Here is a 16230-nt window from a genome sequence, read left to right on the forward strand (position 1 = left end):
ACACCGAATTCAGGCGTATAAGGGCCCTATTGCGGGTCAGGTAGCCGATTCTCCTTCCGGCAGTTGTTCTTTCCTTCGTCTCTGGAAGCGAGAACTGCCTCGCAGAGCAGGCAACCAAAGTACGGTTAAAATTCGCTGGCTAATTTCTAGCGTGTCACGCTCTCTGTGCGGGACGTGCAGGTTTTTCACGAGATGACGCTGTGTCATTGCGGTTCGTAGGGGAATGGTGGTGAGCCGTCCCATGGTCAACGCAACACCAGACACGGGTAAGAAAAGGGGAACAGTTACGTCAGCAGATGGAACCACAATTGCATTCGAACGGACGGGGAGCGGACCACCGCTCGGGCTCGTCCGCGGGGGCGCCTGCGACCACCGGTTCTGGGAACTCTCCGGGGTTCGTTCCGCTTTTGCGGACCACTATACGGTGTACGCGATGGATTGTCGTGGCGTCGGCGAGAGCGGCGATGCCGACGAGTACGCATTAGAACGAGAGTTCAAGGACGTGGCTGCGGTCGTCGAGGCGATCGACGAACCTGTAACCCTCCTTGGACACTCATCGAGGGCGCTCTTATGGCTGGAGGCGGCCCTGCGAACCGACGACCTACTCAAACTCGTTCTGTACGAACCACCGATTGTGTTCGGCGATCACGAACTCTACTCCGATGAAGTACTCGTTGAAATGGAGCGGCTGTTGAAAAACGGCGAGAACGAGCAGATGCTCGCCCTGTTTCTGCGAGAAATCGCCCAATCCACGCCGGAAGAAATCGATGCGCAACGCTCGGCCCCGGACTGGCAGGATCTCGTGGACGCGGGACACGTCTGGCCCCGCAGCTTATCAGCGGTCGGCGAGTACGAGTTTCGACGCGGCCCGGTTCGCCAACGTGACGACGCCGACGTTGCTGTTATCCGGCAGCGAGAGCCCTCCACTCATGAAAGATGCGACGCCCCCGGTCAACCACGCGCTCCCGAACAACCGGATCGTTACCTTCGATGGGTACGCACACGAAGCGATGCTCACCGCGCCAGATCGCTTCATCGACGAGATGCTTGCATTCATCCGTAAAAAGAGCTAACCATCGGCGACTGATCACACCAGCATTTCTGGCGTCCGTTCGATACGCACCATGCATTCGGCACGGGTGTCGAAAGATATCCCCGTTTGAGAGGTTCTACAGAGCCACAGCTCGTACCATCGTGGGTAAGATCGCCGGTAGGTCGACAGGCGTTTCTGAGAGTAGTTTGCGGCGGACCGCTAACCGCTGGACTCTGTTATTTATGTGCGGCGGCGAGTAATTGGTTCTACTTGCTGTATTTGTGGGTTTCAGATTCGAAAAGCTCCTTTTTTCACTCGAATGTGTTACGGATTTCAGCTACCTGAACAAGGTCGAACAGCGCGAAAGCAGGTAGCCGAATTCGGGCGCTACAGAGCATCTATCGCCGGTCGGTTAGTCAGATCATCTTCCGGCAGTTGCTCTTTAGATTTCCGATCGATGAACCACGTTACAGCTCTCCAATTTTTACGAAAGCCTATTTCATCACCCTCCCATCTAGATACTGGTCAGCGGTTGGTTCTCAGCCCACGCTAGACCAGTGACCATGGAACCACGCATTACCGTCGTTACTTTGGGAGTCAGTGACTTAGAAAAATCCCTCACTTTTTACCGTGATGGCTTAGGATGGCCAACAGAGGGAATCGTCGGAACGGAGTTTGAAGGAGGAGCAGTCGCCTTCTTCCCTCTGAATAACGGCTTGCAACTCGCACTCTACCCTAAACATCAAATCGCGGAAGACGCAAACGTCGACGAAACTGCGTCGAGTCCTGCGGAGTTCACTATCGGCCACAACGTCGCGTCGAAAGAAGAAGTCGATGACGTAATGCAGACGGCGGAAGAAGCCGGTGCGAAGATTACCGACTCTCCTCGTGACCGCGAATGGGGCGGGTATTCAGGTCACTTCCAAGACCCGGATGAACACCTGTGGGAAGTAGTCTGGAATCCGCAGTTCGAGAGTGGAGAGTAGTCACTCACTCCGCCGACTCTTCCTCCGAAAGCGGCAAAGTAGACGAAATCTGGAACGTCAGTTTGAGACTTGAACAAAGTAGAACAGCGCGAGTCTCGGTAACATGTCACTTAGCGTCTGGGTATAAGGTGTTTATCCTCGAGCACTAGTGCATGTTAGTACCAGGTGCCGTCCTTGCGTTCGTTCCCGTCGCAATCGCCCTCATCGTCTCACCCGGGCCGGATAGTATCTACACGCTAACCCGGAGTATCAGCGACGGACGCACCGTCGGTGTCACCGCCGCATTAGGATCTTCGGCGGGGAGTGTCGTACACACGACGGCGGCCATGCTCGGACTCTCGGCAATTCTCCAAACGTCCGCGCTGGCATTCACCGTCGTCAAATTCGTCGGTGCGGTGTATCTCGTGTATCTCGGCGTGCAGACGTTGAGAAATTCGGAGGAATTCGAGATTTCGTCGGAGAGCACTACCTACACGCCGAGTGAGTCGTTTCGAAGTGCTCTGCTGATCAACGTCTTGAATCCGAAGGTGGCGGTGTTCTTCCTCGCTTTCCTGCCGCAGTTCGTCCGACCAGGGAGTTCTACCGCCCTCCAAATTTTCACGCTCGGCGTGCTGTTTGCGAGTCTCGGATTCCTTTATCAAGCAATGCTCGCGGTATTCTCGGCGCAAGCGAGACAAGTCATTACTGACCGCGAACTCGTGAGAGATGTCCTTCGTGTGGCCAGCGGAAGCGCCCTCGTCGGATTCGGGGTTAAATTGGCGTTCGGACGAAGAACTCCAGCGTAGGTTCACGAGAGAACATTCGCGGTATCGACTGCCATTTCGGGCGCTATGGAGAAATCGGCAATATAGACGGAGTCTGTAACCGCAGTCCGAAACCTGAACAAAATGGAGGAGGAATAGACGATCAATTATCGCCGTAAGGTTCCCACTGGTTCACTCTCTAACGTGCTCGTCAGCCCTGGCGACTCCAGACGGTGGGATGTTCTGGTTACGGCTGAAGAAATTCGTCGGGTCGTACTCGTCCTTCAACGCAACTAATCGCTCGTACGAGGGTCCGAACGTGGTCCGCATCATGTCCTCACCTTCTTCGAGGAATCCCGGAAAGTTGAGGTAGACCGACCCGTCCGAGAACTGTCGCATGTCGTCGAGACAGTCACGCACCCACTCGACGTTGGCATCGTCGGCCTCCGGACGTTCCCAGTTCGCTTCGACGCCGAGCAAGAACGGAGCGTGCCGCCCCGCGAACGCACTATCCTCGACACCATCTTGGGCAATTGCGCCCCCTAACTGCCAGACGTCGACCGTCGAAAGCGGGGAGGGCGCCACGTCGGCCCAGTAGGCAATGCGATCGATAGCGGACTCCGACAGGCCGTCGAGATACAGCGACTTCCAGTAGTAGCGCATCCCGTCGGGGTAGTCCTCGTCGAGTATCTGCTGGAGTTCGGTGTAGGGCACCACCCCGCTGAAATCGGCGATCGGCTCCGCGAGTTCACGCAGGGCCGACAGCACTCGTGTCCCGTCGTCGACGGGCCCGGCGTAGCACCCCATGATGGCGAATTTCTGCCGATGAACGTCGTCGCCCTCGAACAGTTCTTCGTCGGGCAGTTCGCCCGCAAAGACGAGCGTGCTAACCGCATCGGGCGCCGATTCGGCGTATTCACGGTACGTTCGCAGGCAATCGGCCAGCTGGTCACTCGGATAGAACACCAGGCAGACCGCCACGTCGGGTCCGACCGGGTAGAGCTCGAACTCGAAGCCAGTGACGACGCCAAAGTTCCCGCCGCCCCCGCGAAGGCCCCAGAAGAGCTCCTCGTGCTCGTCCTCGCTGGCAGTCAGATACTCGCCATCCGCGGTAACGAGGTCTACGGAGCGGAGGTTGTCACAGCTGAGCCCGTACTTGCACCGGAGATGGCCGATGCCACCGCCGAGGGTGAGTCCTCCGACGCCCGTATCCGAGACGACGCCGCCGGGAGTCGCCAGCCCGAACGCCTGCGTCTCAAGGTCGACGTCTGCCCACGTAGCGCCGGCTTGAACCCACGCCGTCCGTTCGTCAGGATCGACCCATACGCTCCTCATCTCGGACAGGTCGATAACGAGCCCATCGTCGCAGACGGCAGTCCCGGCGACATTGTGGCCGCCGCCACGAATAGCCACCGCCAGGTCGTGTTCGCGGGCGAAGTTCACCGCGCTGATGACGTCGGCGACTCCACGACACCGCGAGATGAGTGCGGGTCGCTTGTCGATCATCCCGTTCCAGACGGCTCGTGCGTCGTCGTAGGTGGGATCAACGGGTCGGATCAAGTACCCGTGGAATACTCCTTCGAACTGTTCGATCTGATCGTCGCCGACCTTCTGTCGTGTCATGCCCACCTGTACGACGTCACAGTCGTTGGCCTCACCTGTCGAGCACTGTTCGATGGAGTGAGTGCCGTTTCAGACCGTGAGAGGAGTTACGAAGCACGAACGGGATAGAGTTACTGTCGTTGCCACCAATTCTCTAAGGAGTGAGCCAGATGGCGCCTGACGAATACGACAGATACGATGACGATAGTCGCCTCCGACCAGGCTCGCCGATCTTCGAGGCCATTCTGGAAAACGAGCGAAACCGTCGCCAGCTCGGCCACCGCTTAAACACAGCAGGTAATCGCATAGATACGGACCGACTCGGCGATATCGTCCGGCATGGCCCCGTCCTCGAGGCGCTCCTGGAAGAACCGCTCGACCGGGGAGAGATCGAGGACCGTCTCGACGTTTCTCGAGCGACGAGTCACCGCTTCACACAGTGGCTCGACGAACAGGGATTCGCCGAGAAAGTCGACGGGCGATTGCAATTGACCGGTCGCGGCGAAGTCGTCGCAGAGGAGGTGCTCCGGTTCGAGGCGAACGTACATACTGCACAGAAACTGACACCACTGCTCGACGTGATCTGTGAGGATCACCGGGAATTCGTCGTCGAGCCGTTCGTGGATGCGACTGTGACCGTCGCAGAACCAGATGACCCGTACCGGCCTGTCGAGCGGTTTATCTCACTCGTTCGGGAGTCGGAGACGTTCCGTGGGTTCAATACGACACACATGGCACCACTTGCTCTCGGTGGATTCCACGAGCAACTGTTCGATGCAACCGACACCGAAATCGTCTACCTCCCCCACATCGCCGAGAAGCTCTTCGACACGTATCCCGAGCGTGCTCAGAAGGCGATCGAGAACGGCTACCTCGCCCTTCGAACGCGCAACCGCCTGCCGTATGGACTCGCTCTCTTCAACGAGTGCGTCGGAATAGGAGGATACGACGAGACGACGGGGCTCATGCAGGTGTTCGTCGAGACTGATTCTCCGATTGCAATGGAGTGGGCCGAACGTGTGTACAACTCGGTCAGGGCGGATTCAGAATTGCTCGACAGCCGGCACGGCCGAACAGACTGACAGTTCTTGTGCCGTTTTGTGCACACCGATTTCACGAGTGGGTGAATGATATCGACGGTATCGATCTTCAGGCGGTTTCGTGCGAGTCGTCCCACGGTCTGCGGGAGGTATTTTAGAGAGGGACCGTCGTCGTTCAAGTACGTTCTTTTAGCTAAAATTTCACGGTATTTCAGTCACCTGAACGAAGTGAAAACAGCGTAAGACTCGGCAACGTCAGTACACGCGGAACAGCGGAGATGCAATTTTGGAGATCGGTTCTTCGCGTGTGGTTTGTGTTCAGGGCTAGTGAGAAACGACAAAACAGCAGCCTAGCAATGAAACGGTGATCCCGTTGCTGGCTGATCTCCCCCATCCTCCCACCACCTTTCCGAACGAGCCAGCCTTCGCTTCTTGGTCGAACCTATATCACGCTATCTCCACTAGTACGGGTATGCCATCGTCGGGATCGGACGACGCAATCGAGTCGCGCCACGACGGGCGAACCAGCCCACCAGCGGCTATCGAGGTCGAGGGGCTCGAGCTCGTCTACGCCGACGGGACCGCCGCCGTACAGGGGGTGGACATGACGGTCCCGGAAGGGGAATTCTTCGGGTTTCTCGGTCCGAACGGCGCCGGCAAGACGACCACGATCAAAGTCTTCGCGACGCTCCTATCGCCGACAAGCGGGAGCGCTCGCGTCAACGGGTTCGACGTTCGAACAGAACCGCGAAGCGTGCGAGAGACCATCGGGTACATGGCCCAGGAGACGAGCGTCGACCCTGAACTCACCGCCGAGGAGAACGTTCGATTCGCCTGCGAGGCCTACGGAGTCCCTCGAGGCGAGCGATCCGAACGAGTCGACGAGCTACTCGACCTCGTCGATCTCGTGGACGTCGCCGACAAGCGGGCCGAAGAGTTCTCCGGCGGGATGAAAAAGCGCCTGGACGCCGCGACCGCGCTCGTTCACCGGCCGCCGCTGGTCTTCCTCGACGAACCGACGACCGGGCTCGATCCGAAGGCTCGGAACCGGTTGTGGGACTACTTCCGACGCATCAATGGACGGGGGACGACGATCTTCCTGACGACGCAGTACCTCGAAGAGGCCGACCAGCTCTGCGATCGGCTGGCGGTCATCTCGGGGGGCGAGATTGTCGCCGAGGGGAGCCCCGCCGAGCTGAAACGACGGGTCGGCGGCGAGGTCCTCGACGTGGAACTGGAGGGCGGACCCGCCAGTCGAGAACGGGCCGCGACGATCGCTCGAGCGTTCGACGCCTTTTCGGACGCCGCCGTCACGGAAAACGACGAGGGGATCAGCGTCACCGCCGAATCGGCCCGCCAGTACGGGACGGATCTCCTGGTCGCCCTCCGAGACGCCGAGTTGATCGTTACGGGGTTCAACATTCGAGCGCCGACGCTCGACGACGTGTTCCTCGCGATCACCGGCGAGGCGGTCGATTCCGACGGGAGCGACGCCGCGCGAACGGAGGTGTCACGGTGAGCACCTCCGAGACCGACGGTTCTGCTGGGACGGCTGAAGCGCAACAGCCCGCCAAATCCGGAAACACGTTCGTCGGGGACGTCTGGGTGAACTTCAAGCGATGGAACCTCAAGGCCGTCCGAAATCCGTTCGTCCTGGTCGTCTCCCTCGTTCAGCCGATAATCTTCCTCGTCCTGTTCACGGAGGTGTTCGGAAACGTCGCCGGAAGCGCCGTCGACCGCGGCATTCCGGGCATCAACTACGAGACGTTCCTCGTGCCGGCGATCGCTATCCAGGTGGCCCTCGCCGCGGCGGTCACCTCGGGAATCGGCCTGGTCAACGACATCGAGAACGGGATGTTCGAGAAGGTCCTCGTGACGCCGATGAACCGAACGGCCGTGTTCGTCGGCAAGACCGCTGCAGAGGTGTTTCGAATCTCACTCCAGATCACCATCATCCTCGGTCTCGGCGTTCTCCTCGGGGCGGAAATCGTCACCGGGTTCGTTGGTGCCGTCGGCATCGTCGCCGTGGGCGTTCTATTTTCGCTGTGGTTCGTCGCCCTCTCGAATTCGCTGGCGCTCCTCACCAGGGACCAGGAATCGACGATCATCGGCGCGAACCTGTTGCAGTTTCCCCTGTTGTTCCTGTCGAGCGCGTTTCTCCCGCTCGAGGTGCTGCCGAACTGGATCCAGACCTTCGCGCGCTACAACCCCGTCACCTACGGCGTCGATACCGCGCGCTCGCTCATGCTCGATCGGGACGTGATGACGGTGATCGACGTGACCTGGTTCGACGGAACTCTCGATGCCGTCGTCCCCGGTGTCGCCGTCCTGGCAGGGTTGGCTCTCGCGTTCGGTGCCGTCGCCGTCTACCTGCTGTCTCGTGCCTCGAGTTCCGACGTAGTGTGAACCGTCGGAACGTCGTTCTGGACTCGAGTCAGTCAACCTGGTCCTGGATCACCATCACCTTCACCCGGCGTACTCCGTCGAAGTCGCGCAGTCGATAGGTGAGTTCTCGAACGCGGTCCGCGCTCCCCCGGCAGAACAGCGACTCGAGACACCACTCCTGCTGGTGGGTGTGACTCGTGTTGAGGATGACGTCCTGGAACTCGTGCTGGGCGGTGTGGAGTTCGCGGATGACTTCGTGGTGGCGATAGTCGAAGCCGATCAGGGCAACCACCTCGCCGGTCGTCTCCTCGAGTCGCGAGTGAGACTCGATATATTCGAGCATCGCCTCTCTGACGGCTCGAGAGCGGTTGTCCAGTCCCTGGTCCTGCCAGACCTGGTCGAACGCGTCGACGACGTCGTCGGGAATGCTAAAACTCGTTCGCATGGTGGTAATTCGTTGGTGGAAAAAGCGCACCGCGTATGATGAATCCCCCGTTCCGGTAGTAACAACGGTTAAGCAGGGGGTCCTGCGATATGCGACACGAATGATTCCGTCCGATCTGACAGGGCTGTTCCTCGGGGCGGTCGTCCTCGGGGCGATACACGGCATCGAGCCAGGGCACGGGTGGCCGGTGGCGGCGTCGTACGCCCTCGATCAGACGAACAAGTGGATGTACGGATTCGCGGCGAGTTTCATTCTCGGCGTCGGCCACCTCGTGAGCAGCATCGCGATGGTGGGGGCGTTCTTCTACGCGAAGTCGTACTTCGAACTCACGCAGGTGAACGAACCGCTGACGATACTTGGTGGTGTGCAGATCGGCGGTCCGGTCAGTCTGGTCGCCGGCATCTTGCTCATTGGGCTCGGCATTCGTGAGTATCGTCACGGGCACAGTCATGGACACGGGAACTCACACGAGTCCCATCACCCCGATCACGACCATGAGAATCACGAGCACCACCAAGGCGACGACCACACTCACGACAATCACGATCACCACGACCACACACACGACCACCACGAAAGCGCCGGACCACTGACCCGACTGAAACGCGCACTCCCGTTCGTCGGTGGCCACGACCACGACCACACTCACGACCACGGGCACGGGCACGGCAACCTCGAGGACGCCGCCGACCGTGGACTCCTCGGCATCGCCTGGTTCGCCTTCCTCCTCGGATTCGCCCACGAGGAGGAGTTCGAAATCATCGCCCTCTGTTCGGGGTCGAACTACTGCCTCGAGTTGATGGCCGCCTACGCGATCACCGTCATCATCGGGATTGTCACCCTGACCATGCTCCTGGTCGCGGGTTACGAACGTCACGAAGAGACGGTCGAGAAGTACACGCCGTACCTGCCGGCGTTCTCGGCGGCAGTGCTTATCGTAATGGGACTCGGGTTCGTGGCAGGTGTGCTGTAAGGGACCCTGATTCGCGGCAGGTGTGTTGTAACTCCGCTCAGTAGTTCATCAGTGAATCGATGAAAAATCGCCGCAAAACCGCGTTTCAGCCTTCAGGCTCGCAAGGAGAGCAGTCGGCTTACTGGAACGTTCGGCCGACCTGCTCTTCTTTCGGCTGGGGTTCGCTCGACTGGAACTGCGATTCGATCTCCTCGTAGCGCTCGCGCGTCTCCTGGGTCACGCTCGGCGGGACCTCCTGGAGCGCTTGCTCGAAGTGGGCCTCGCTGACCCGAACGTTCCCGACGGCGTCGCCGATGTCCTCGGGATCGACCGTCTCGATGAACTCGCGCGTCGCGGCCATCGACGCCTCACGGCAGACGGCTTCGATGTCAGCGCCGACGTAGCCCTCCGTCTGGCTCGCGAGCCACTCGAGGTCGATTCCCTCGGCCAGCGGCTTGTCGCGGGTGTGGACCTCGAAGATCTTCTTGCGAGCTTCTTCGTCCGGGACGGGCACGTGGATGTGGCGGTCGAGCCGTCCGGGCCGGAGCAGGGCCGTGTCGATCAGGTCCGGCCGGTTCGTCGTCGCGATGACGACCACGTCCTCGAGTTCCTCGAGGCCGTCGAGTTCGGTCAGTAGCTGGGAGACGACCCGCTCGCCGACGCCGGAGTCCATCTGGCCGCTGCCGCGTTCGGTCGCGATGGAGTCGATCTCGTCGAAGAAGATCACGGTCGGTGCGTTCGACCGGGCCTTCTCGAACACCTCGCGGACCCCCTTCTCGGACTCGCCGACGTACTTGTTCAGCAGTTCGGGACCCTTGATCGAGATGAAGTTCGACTGGGCCTCGTTGGCGACGGCCTTCGCGAGCAGCGTCTTGCCAGTCCCCGGCGGACCGTACATGAGGACGCCCTTCGCAGCCTCCATGTCCATCGCCTGGAAGACCTCGGGGTAGTCGAGCGGCCACTGGATGGTCTCCTGGAGCCGATCTTTCGTCTGTGTGAGGCCGCCGACGTCGTTCCAGGTGACGTTCGGCACTTCGACGAAGACCTCCCGGAGCGCCGACGGCGTGATGCCCTTGAGCGCCTCCTTGAAGTCCTTCTCGGTGACGCGCAGGCGCTCGAGCACCTCGGCGTCGATCTCCTCCTGTTCGAGGTCGAGTTCGGGGCGGATGCGCCGGAGGGCGTTCATCGCCGCCTCCTTCGTCAGGCTCTCGAGATCGGCGCCGACGAATCCGTGGGTGTTCTCGGCGTACTGATCGAGGTCGACGCTGTCCGAGAGGGGCATCCCGCGGGTGTGAACCTGCAGGATCTCCGTCCGGCCGTCCTTGTCCGGGACGCCGATCTCGATCTCGCGGTCGAACCGGCCGCCACGTCGGAGGGCGGGGTCGATGGCGTCGACGCGGTTCGTCGCGGCGATCACGGTGACGCGGCCGCGTTCCTCGAGGCCGTCCATCAGCGAAAGCAGCTGGGCGACGACGCGTCGTTCGACGTCGCCGCCGGCGTCCTCGCGCTTGGCCGCGATCGAGTCGAGTTCGTCGACGAAGACGATCGCCGGGGCGTTCTCCTCGGCTTCCTCGAACACCTCGCGGAGCTTCTCTTCGGATTCTCCGTAGTACTTCGACATGATCTCCGGCCCGGAGATGGTCTGGAAGTGGGCGTCAATCTCGTTGGCGACGGCTTTGGCCATCAGGGTCTTCCCCGTTCCCGGCGGGCCGTGCAGGAGAACGCCCTTCGGCGGCTCGATCCCGAGCTGCTGGAACAGTTCCGGGTGGCGCATCGGCAACTCGATCATCTCGCGAACCTGATCGAGTTCGCTGTCGAGACCACCGATGTCCTCGTAGGTGACGTTCGGGATTCCCTCCTGGCCAGGGCCGCTGCCGGCGCTGATCTGTTCGGCAGGCGTCTCGGAGATCTGAATCTCCGTCGAGTCCGTGATCACGACTGTCCCTTTCGGGGACGTCGAGGCGATCTTCAGAGGGACCGACTGACCGGAGCTGGCCATCGGGCCGAACGAGAGCGAGAAGGGCACCGTCTGGCCCTCGGTGACGGCCTGGCCACTCAGTTTGTCGCGTACGAGCGGGCCGATGTCACCGCGGATCCGGAGATTCTGAGGAAGCGCCACGGTGACGCTCGAGGCCTGTTTCACGTCGGCTTTCTCGACAGTGACGCGGTCGTCGATGCCGACGCCGGCCTCCTGGCGGATGCGACCGTCGATGCGGACGACGCCTCGGCCCTCGTCCTCGGGATACCCTGGCCAGACGCGGGCGACGGCCCGGTCCTCGCCGTTGCCCTCGATCAGGATGTAATCGCCGTTCTCGAGGCCGAGTTCGCTCATCGACGAGCGGTCGATGGCGGCCAGTCCGCGACCTGCGTCTTTTTGCTTGAGGGGTCTGACGGTGAGTTTCATTGGGATGCCTCCAAGTCGATAGTGAGGACGCCGTTTTTCATAAACGCTTGCGCGTCACTCGCCTGTGCCGGCACCTCGAGTTCGTACTGGTCGTCACCGGCGACGACGAGAACGGTCCCGTCGACGACCTCGACGGATGCGTCGGCGGAGTCGCCGCCGAAGTCGATGACGATTCTCGATCCGTCGTCGTTCTCGAACCGACGGACCAGCCGATCGTCGTCGCGAGCAAGTTGTGCTATTTTCATTGTAACTAACCCCAGGTAAGCTGTGCTACTATAAATACCTTCCGCAAAGGAATCGCAATACGTGAGTAGAAGCACCCTATACCGATGGTGTAGCGGTCCCCACTTCGTCTGGTCGACGAGAACCGACGACGACAGTGACGGGGCGAACGATCACCGTCATCCCCACTTATCAGGGCGCCCGTCGTGTATCTACGCATGCACACGGTGGAACACCAAGGACGCGAAACGGCATACGTGCGTGCCGACCGCGACGGATCAGGGGATCCGATCTGTTTCGTTCACGGAAGCGGCGGTTCGAGCGCCGTCTGGAAGTCCCAGCACCGACTCGGTAGCCAGCGACCCATCGTCGCGCTCGACCTGAGCGGTCACGGAGATTCCGAAGAAGTCGAGGCAAATGCGGGCTACACGACGCTCTCGGCGTACGCCGACGACGTCATCACAGTCCTCGAGGAGACGGGCGCTCGCGTGCTCGTCGGCAACTCTCTGGGTGGGGCTATTACCATGCACGTCCTCCTGGAGCGAGCGGACGAAGTCGACCTCGACGGAGCGATACTGACCGGAACGGGGGCACGACTGGGCGTGCTCGAGGACCTCCGGTGGTGGCTCGAAAACGACTTCGAGCGGGCGATCGAGTTCCTGCACGAACCGGATCGGCTCTTTCACGACCCGGACCAGCGCCTGCGGACGATCTCGATGGAGACGATGCGCGAGTGCGGGCAGACGGTCACGCGACGGGACTTCCTCACGTGCCACGAGTTCGACGTCAGGAACCGGCTCCACGAAATCGACGTTCCCGTCCGGGCAATCTACGGCGAACACGACCAGCTGACGCCGCCATGGTTCCACGAGTACCTCGTCGAGGAGATTCCGGACGCCGACGGGGTCGAGATCCCCGACGCAGCCCACCTCTCGATGCTCGAGCGACCGACCGCGTTCAACGAAGCGCTGGTCGGATTCCTCGAGAGAATATAGATTGCATCAGTCTATATATCACTACGTATGTGACGTATTCTCGAGTATCTCCTCACGATCAAAATAGTCCGGTATAGAATCTCGGGTTGACAAGTGACGGTTTCCGGCAGCCCTATTCCGTACGCACGCCTGCCGAAATTCACACAGGCGGTACGAATCTACCGGGGGGTGTACTGTTGAGACGAGCACGATCTATAGATTTGTATAGATTTATATGTTCGTGATTGCGTGGTTCCGGTATGGAGACGCGAAAAGTCCAGGTGACCGGCGGGTCGACGTACACCGTCTCGCTCCCGAAGTCCTGGGCAACCGCGAACGACGTCAGCGCCGGATCGGTCGTCGAGTGCTACCCGGAGGACGACGCCCTCCTATTGACGCCCCAGCGCGAGAGCGACCGCCAGAAGGGGACCCTCGACATCTCCAACCTCGAGGGCGAGCGCCTCACGCGGGCGGTCATGACGATGTACGTCAGCGGCTTCGACATCATCGCACTCGAGGCCAGCCGCATCACGACCGACCAGCGCCGGGCGATCAGGAGCGCGACCCAGGGACTGGTCGGCGTCGAAGTCCTCGAGGAAACAACCAACAGCGTCGTCATCCAGGACCTGCTCGACTCCTCGGAGCTGTCCATCGTCAACGCCGTCAATCGTATGCGCCTGATCGCCGCCTCCATGCTCGAGGACGCCGTCACGGCGCTCATCGAGAACGATGACGACATCGCTCGCGACGTTATCGAGCGCGACGACGACGTCGACCGACTCTGGCTCGTCGTCTCCCGTATCTTTCGCGCGACGCTCCGCTCGCCCCGGGCCTCCGAGGAACTCGGTGTCTCGCGGGAGGACTGCTTCGACTACCACTCCAGCGCCCGCCAGCTCGAGCGCGTCGCCGATCACGCGGTCAAGATCAGCAAACTCGCGATGAAGCTCGAGGACATCTCCGAGGAGGTCGCCGACGCGCTGGTCGAGCTGTACGACGAGACGTTCGACGTCTTCGAGAAATCCCTCGACGCGCTCTTCGCCGACGACAGCGACGAGGCGACGGAGCTGGGTCACGACGCGCTCGAGGCCGTACTCGAGATCGACGAACACACGCGATCGATCGACCACATGCTCCGTGACCTCGACTCGGTCCAGGCCCAGTCGCTCGGCCTGATCGTCGACTCGCTCTCTCGAAGCGCCGACTACGGCGGGAACATCGCGGAGACGGCGCTCCAGAAGGCGGCGCCCCGTCCCTGATCGAGGTTCTCGCCAGCCCTCAATAGCGATACGTAGCCGTCCGACCGCGTCGGGAGTACAATTAGCAGCGATTTTTACGAGGTCGCTCGAGGCTCCGAATACAGGGTCCCAGGAGGACGCTGGTACGCCAATGACGACTGTGTCCAACGGTTCCGAGACGCGAACGGCGACCGAGCCCGACAATAGAAAGACGGCACCACCGATGTACACTGCAATTATCGTCCGCTACGACGATCGTCCCGACCGCTGTACGATCGCACCGAGGGAAGCGTCTGCAGCGGAAGACGGGTTCGACACGATGACGACGTGGCTCACGGCGAACGCAGACGTGTTCGTCGACCTCGAGGAGATGCGGTGACAGTGGCGGTAAATCGACGATCGAGCGCTTACTCGAGAAGGACGGCGTTGACCTGGCCGACCTGCCCGGGTCGCGAGGTGACGCGGGCCTGGCCTTCGCTCGTGTCGATGACGGCACCTTTCGTGATGATGTTTCGACGCACGTAGTTCGGGTTGGCGTCGTTCTCGACGACGTCCGTGATCTCGGCGGTCACCGTCTCCTCGCCCGTGCTGACGCTGACGACGTTCGTCGCGAGCGCGCGAGTCTTCTCGCCGTTGCCGCGGGCGTCGATGGTGCGAAAGCGAGGCTCGCCGACCTGGGTCTCGGTCGGGTGGCGACCGAGCTGGTGTTTTCGCCGGTTGTTGAAGGACTTCAGTCGTCCGCCGGTGCGCTTGCGCGTAGAGCGTCCCTGATCTTTCATACGCTCACGAAGTCGCGGCGCATACTTGAATGCACCTCTTCGGATCGGCGCCTCGAGCCACCCGTCCCGGCGACGTTCGCTCGAGCGATCGGCACCGGTGGAGGCATCCCGAGGCGACACTGACGATGGCCCTCGAGTTCCGTTCGATATGTCCGATATGTCCGATATGTCCGATACGTCCAATACGTCCGATTACGGTCTCAGTGATACCGGTATTGACGACTCTGTAGCCGTATATACCGGTCATAGCATCGTACTTACGGAGATAGGCAAATCCCTCACTCGATGGTCGACAACCAGCTTCGAACGGTGAGCAGTCTGGCAACGCGACGGAAGTTCATCGCGGCAACTGGCGCCCTGGGGACAGGTCTGATTGCCGGATGTGCAGAGAACGAAGCGAGCAGCGACGGAAACGGTGGTAACGGCGGCAACGGAAACGGAAATGGGAATGGGAATGGCAACGGCAACGGCGGAAATTCCGTCGAGGGAACCGTCCGAATCTCCGGAAGCAGCACCGTCTTCCCCGTCTCGGAGGCCGCCGGCGAAGAGTTCTCCACCATGCACGACGGGTTCGAGTACGAACTCTCGAGCGACGGGAGCACCGGCGGGATGGAGAACTTCTTCATCCCCGGTGAGAGCGCCATTACCGGGGCGAGCCGGCCGATTCTCGAAGAGGAGATCCAGAACTGTCGGGACAACGGCTTTCAGCCGATCGAGTTCCAGTGTGCGGGCGACGCCCTGACGGTAATCGTCAACCCCGAAAACGACTGGCTGGACTGCGCCGACTTCGACATCCTGCAGGAGATCTGGTTGCCCGACAGTGCCCCCGAGACGTGGGCCGACGTTGACTCGAGCTGGCCCGACGAGGAGATCGAACTCCACGGCCCCGCCACGACGTCAGGGACGTACGACTACTGGACGGGTGAGGTGCTCGACGACTTCCGGAGCATCCGCGAGGACTTCCAGGGAACCGAGGAAGACGACCTCATCGCCGAGGGCGTGTCCGGAAATCCCTACGCGCACGGCTATCTCCCCTACGCGTACTACGACAACAACCCCGAGGGCATCAAGGCCCTCGAGATCGACGGCGGCGACGGGTGTACGGCGCCGAGCCTCGAGGCCGCCTCCGACGGATCATACCCGCTCACCCGGCCGATCTTCTGGTACGTCAACCAGGAAAAGCTCCAGGAAGACGAAGCGGTGCAGGCGTTCGTGGAGTTCGCCATCGAACTCTCGGGGGACTTCGAGGTCGTCTCCGAGGAGATCGGCTACGTCGCGATGAGCGACGAGGACGTCCAGGACAACCTCGACCGCCTGCAGGCGGCTATCGACGGTGACATTAGCGAAGAGTCGGCGATTCCATCGGCGAACTGACCGGTCGACACGTCTCCAGAACGCTCCAATGTTTTCGACACCACAGCAAGAGAGGG

The 16230-nt window shown here is 61.1% G+C and carries 16 protein-coding genes; 11 read left to right on the forward strand and 5 right to left on the reverse strand.

The annotated features are described in order from the left end of the window. The first annotated feature begins 241 nt into the window (after positions 1 to 241). From ACFQS4_RS12550 to ACFQS4_RS12560, 3 genes are all read left to right on the forward strand, one after another. A complete protein-coding gene (locus ACFQS4_RS12550) occupies positions 242 to 1063 on the forward strand; it encodes an alpha/beta fold hydrolase (RefSeq protein ID WP_497901830.1) in 822 nt (273 codons plus the stop codon). A gap of 533 nt (positions 1064 to 1596) precedes the next feature. Further along, positions 1597 to 2019: a VOC family protein gene (locus ACFQS4_RS12555; protein ID WP_497901831.1), complete on the forward strand. Its 423-nt coding sequence runs from the start codon at positions 1597 to 1599 to the stop codon at positions 2017 to 2019. Between the two features lie 152 nt (positions 2020 to 2171). Then, positions 2172 to 2804 (forward strand): LysE family translocator, encoded by a 633-nt coding sequence (locus ACFQS4_RS12560; protein ID WP_497901832.1) that lies wholly within the window; start codon positions 2172 to 2174, stop codon positions 2802 to 2804. Between the two features lie 150 nt (positions 2805 to 2954). Here the strand turns inward: ACFQS4_RS12560 and ACFQS4_RS12565 are convergent, their stop codons facing one another. Beyond that, positions 2955 to 4385, reverse strand: coding sequence for an FAD-binding oxidoreductase (locus ACFQS4_RS12565; RefSeq protein WP_497901833.1), 1431 nt, complete (start codon positions 4383 to 4385; stop codon positions 2955 to 2957). 149 nt (positions 4386 to 4534) lie between these two features. Between ACFQS4_RS12565 and ACFQS4_RS12570 the strand changes: the two genes are divergently transcribed. From ACFQS4_RS12570 to ACFQS4_RS12580, 3 genes are all read left to right on the forward strand, one after another. Further along, the gene (locus tag ACFQS4_RS12570; protein WP_497901834.1) at positions 4535 to 5446 is read left to right on the forward strand and encodes a helix-turn-helix transcriptional regulator; all 912 of its coding nucleotides are present in this window, start codon (positions 4535 to 4537) and stop codon (positions 5444 to 5446) included. A 430-nt stretch (positions 5447 to 5876) separates the two neighbouring features. Next, positions 5877 to 6923: an ABC transporter ATP-binding protein gene (locus ACFQS4_RS12575; RefSeq protein WP_497901835.1), complete on the forward strand. Its 1047-nt coding sequence runs from the start codon at positions 5877 to 5879 to the stop codon at positions 6921 to 6923. Next, the gene (locus tag ACFQS4_RS12580; RefSeq protein WP_497901836.1) at positions 6920 to 7810 is read left to right on the forward strand and encodes an ABC transporter permease; all 891 of its coding nucleotides are present in this window, start codon (positions 6920 to 6922) and stop codon (positions 7808 to 7810) included. Before ACFQS4_RS12575 ends, ACFQS4_RS12580 begins: the two co-directional genes overlap by 4 nt. Positions 7811 to 7838: 28 nt before the next feature. Here ACFQS4_RS12580 and ACFQS4_RS12585 read toward each other — a convergent pair whose 3' ends face one another. Next, positions 7839 to 8234, reverse strand: a complete 396-nt coding sequence (locus tag ACFQS4_RS12585) for a CopG family ribbon-helix-helix protein (RefSeq protein ID WP_497901837.1) — start codon at positions 8232 to 8234, stop codon at positions 7839 to 7841. Between the two features lie 100 nt (positions 8235 to 8334). Here ACFQS4_RS12585 and ACFQS4_RS12590 point away from each other — a divergent pair, with 100 nt between their 5' ends. Next, a complete protein-coding gene (locus tag ACFQS4_RS12590) occupies positions 8335 to 9207 on the forward strand; it encodes a hypothetical protein (protein ID WP_497901838.1) in 873 nt (290 codons plus the stop codon). Positions 9208 to 9325: 118 nt separating this feature from the next. On the opposite strand, the gene ACFQS4_RS12595 is transcribed toward ACFQS4_RS12590, so the two are convergent. Next, positions 9326 to 11590, reverse strand: coding sequence for a CDC48 family AAA ATPase (locus ACFQS4_RS12595; protein ID WP_497901839.1), 2265 nt, complete (start codon positions 11588 to 11590; stop codon positions 9326 to 9328). Further along, positions 11587 to 11835 carry a DUF7127 family protein gene (locus ACFQS4_RS12600; RefSeq protein ID WP_497901840.1) on the reverse strand — a complete coding sequence of 83 codons (249 nt, stop codon included), beginning with the start codon at positions 11833 to 11835 and terminating at the stop codon, positions 11587 to 11589. Before ACFQS4_RS12600 ends, ACFQS4_RS12595 begins: the two co-directional genes overlap by 4 nt. A gap of 195 nt (positions 11836 to 12030) precedes the next feature. Between ACFQS4_RS12600 and ACFQS4_RS12605 the strand changes: the two genes are divergently transcribed. The 3 genes from ACFQS4_RS12605 to ACFQS4_RS12615 all read left to right on the forward strand — a co-directional run bounded on the left by ACFQS4_RS12605 (position 12031) and on the right by ACFQS4_RS12615 (position 14400). Then, complete coding sequence (locus ACFQS4_RS12605; protein ID WP_497901841.1) at positions 12031 to 12807, forward strand: alpha/beta fold hydrolase; 777 nt, start codon at positions 12031 to 12033, stop codon at positions 12805 to 12807. A 239-nt stretch (positions 12808 to 13046) separates the two neighbouring features. Beyond that, on the forward strand, positions 13047 to 14042 hold the full coding sequence (locus ACFQS4_RS12610; RefSeq protein ID WP_497901842.1) for a PhoU domain-containing protein: 996 nt from the start codon (positions 13047 to 13049) through the stop codon (positions 14040 to 14042). 130 nt (positions 14043 to 14172) lie between these two features. Next, positions 14173 to 14400, forward strand: coding sequence for a DUF7511 domain-containing protein (locus ACFQS4_RS12615; RefSeq protein WP_497901843.1), 228 nt, complete (start codon positions 14173 to 14175; stop codon positions 14398 to 14400). A 28-nt stretch (positions 14401 to 14428) separates the two neighbouring features. Here ACFQS4_RS12615 and ACFQS4_RS12620 read toward each other — a convergent pair whose 3' ends face one another. Further along, complete coding sequence (locus tag ACFQS4_RS12620; protein ID WP_497901844.1) at positions 14429 to 14800, reverse strand: 30S ribosomal protein S8e; 372 nt, start codon at positions 14798 to 14800, stop codon at positions 14429 to 14431. A gap of 285 nt (positions 14801 to 15085) precedes the next feature. On the opposite strand from ACFQS4_RS12620, the gene ACFQS4_RS12625 reads away from it, so the two are divergent. After that, positions 15086 to 16174, forward strand: a complete 1089-nt coding sequence (locus tag ACFQS4_RS12625) for a PstS family phosphate ABC transporter substrate-binding protein (protein ID WP_497901845.1) — start codon at positions 15086 to 15088, stop codon at positions 16172 to 16174. Positions 16175 to 16230 lie beyond the last annotated feature (56 nt).

The organism is Saliphagus sp. GCM10025317 (genome assembly GCF_042663665.1).
Taxonomy (GTDB): Archaea; Halobacteriota; Halobacteria; order Halobacteriales; family Natrialbaceae; genus Natronosalvus.

Bases quoted from the DNA above. Each gene is read 5' to 3' on its own strand.
- ACFQS4_RS12605 (WP_497901841.1), top strand. From the start codon at position 12,031: ATGCACACGGTGGAACACCAAGGACGCGAAACGGCATACGTGCGTGCC.
- ACFQS4_RS12620 (WP_497901844.1), bottom strand. From the start codon at position 14,800: ATGAAAGATCAGGGACGCTCTACGCGCAAGCGCACCGGCGGACGACTG.
- ACFQS4_RS12555 (WP_497901831.1), top strand. From the start codon at position 1,597: ATGGAACCACGCATTACCGTCGTTACTTTGGGAGTCAGTGACTTAGAA.
- ACFQS4_RS12625 (WP_497901845.1), top strand. From the start codon at position 15,086: ATGGTCGACAACCAGCTTCGAACGGTGAGCAGTCTGGCAACGCGACGG.
- ACFQS4_RS12550 (WP_497901830.1), top strand. From the start codon at position 242: ATGGTCAACGCAACACCAGACACGGGTAAGAAAAGGGGAACAGTTACG.
- ACFQS4_RS12615 (WP_497901843.1), top strand. From the start codon at position 14,173: ATGACGACTGTGTCCAACGGTTCCGAGACGCGAACGGCGACCGAGCCC.
- ACFQS4_RS12610 (WP_497901842.1), top strand. From the start codon at position 13,047: ATGGAGACGCGAAAAGTCCAGGTGACCGGCGGGTCGACGTACACCGTC.
- ACFQS4_RS12565 (WP_497901833.1), bottom strand. From the start codon at position 4,385: ATGACACGACAGAAGGTCGGCGACGATCAGATCGAACAGTTCGAAGGA.
- ACFQS4_RS12590 (WP_497901838.1), top strand. From the start codon at position 8,335: ATGATTCCGTCCGATCTGACAGGGCTGTTCCTCGGGGCGGTCGTCCTC.
- ACFQS4_RS12575 (WP_497901835.1), top strand. From the start codon at position 5,877: ATGCCATCGTCGGGATCGGACGACGCAATCGAGTCGCGCCACGACGGG.
- ACFQS4_RS12595 (WP_497901839.1), bottom strand. From the start codon at position 11,590: ATGAAACTCACCGTCAGACCCCTCAAGCAAAAAGACGCAGGTCGCGGA.
- ACFQS4_RS12560 (WP_497901832.1), top strand. From the start codon at position 2,172: ATGTTAGTACCAGGTGCCGTCCTTGCGTTCGTTCCCGTCGCAATCGCC.
- ACFQS4_RS12585 (WP_497901837.1), bottom strand. From the start codon at position 8,234: ATGCGAACGAGTTTTAGCATTCCCGACGACGTCGTCGACGCGTTCGAC.
- ACFQS4_RS12570 (WP_497901834.1), top strand. From the start codon at position 4,535: ATGGCGCCTGACGAATACGACAGATACGATGACGATAGTCGCCTCCGA.
- ACFQS4_RS12600 (WP_497901840.1), bottom strand. From the start codon at position 11,835: ATGAAAATAGCACAACTTGCTCGCGACGACGATCGGCTGGTCCGTCGG.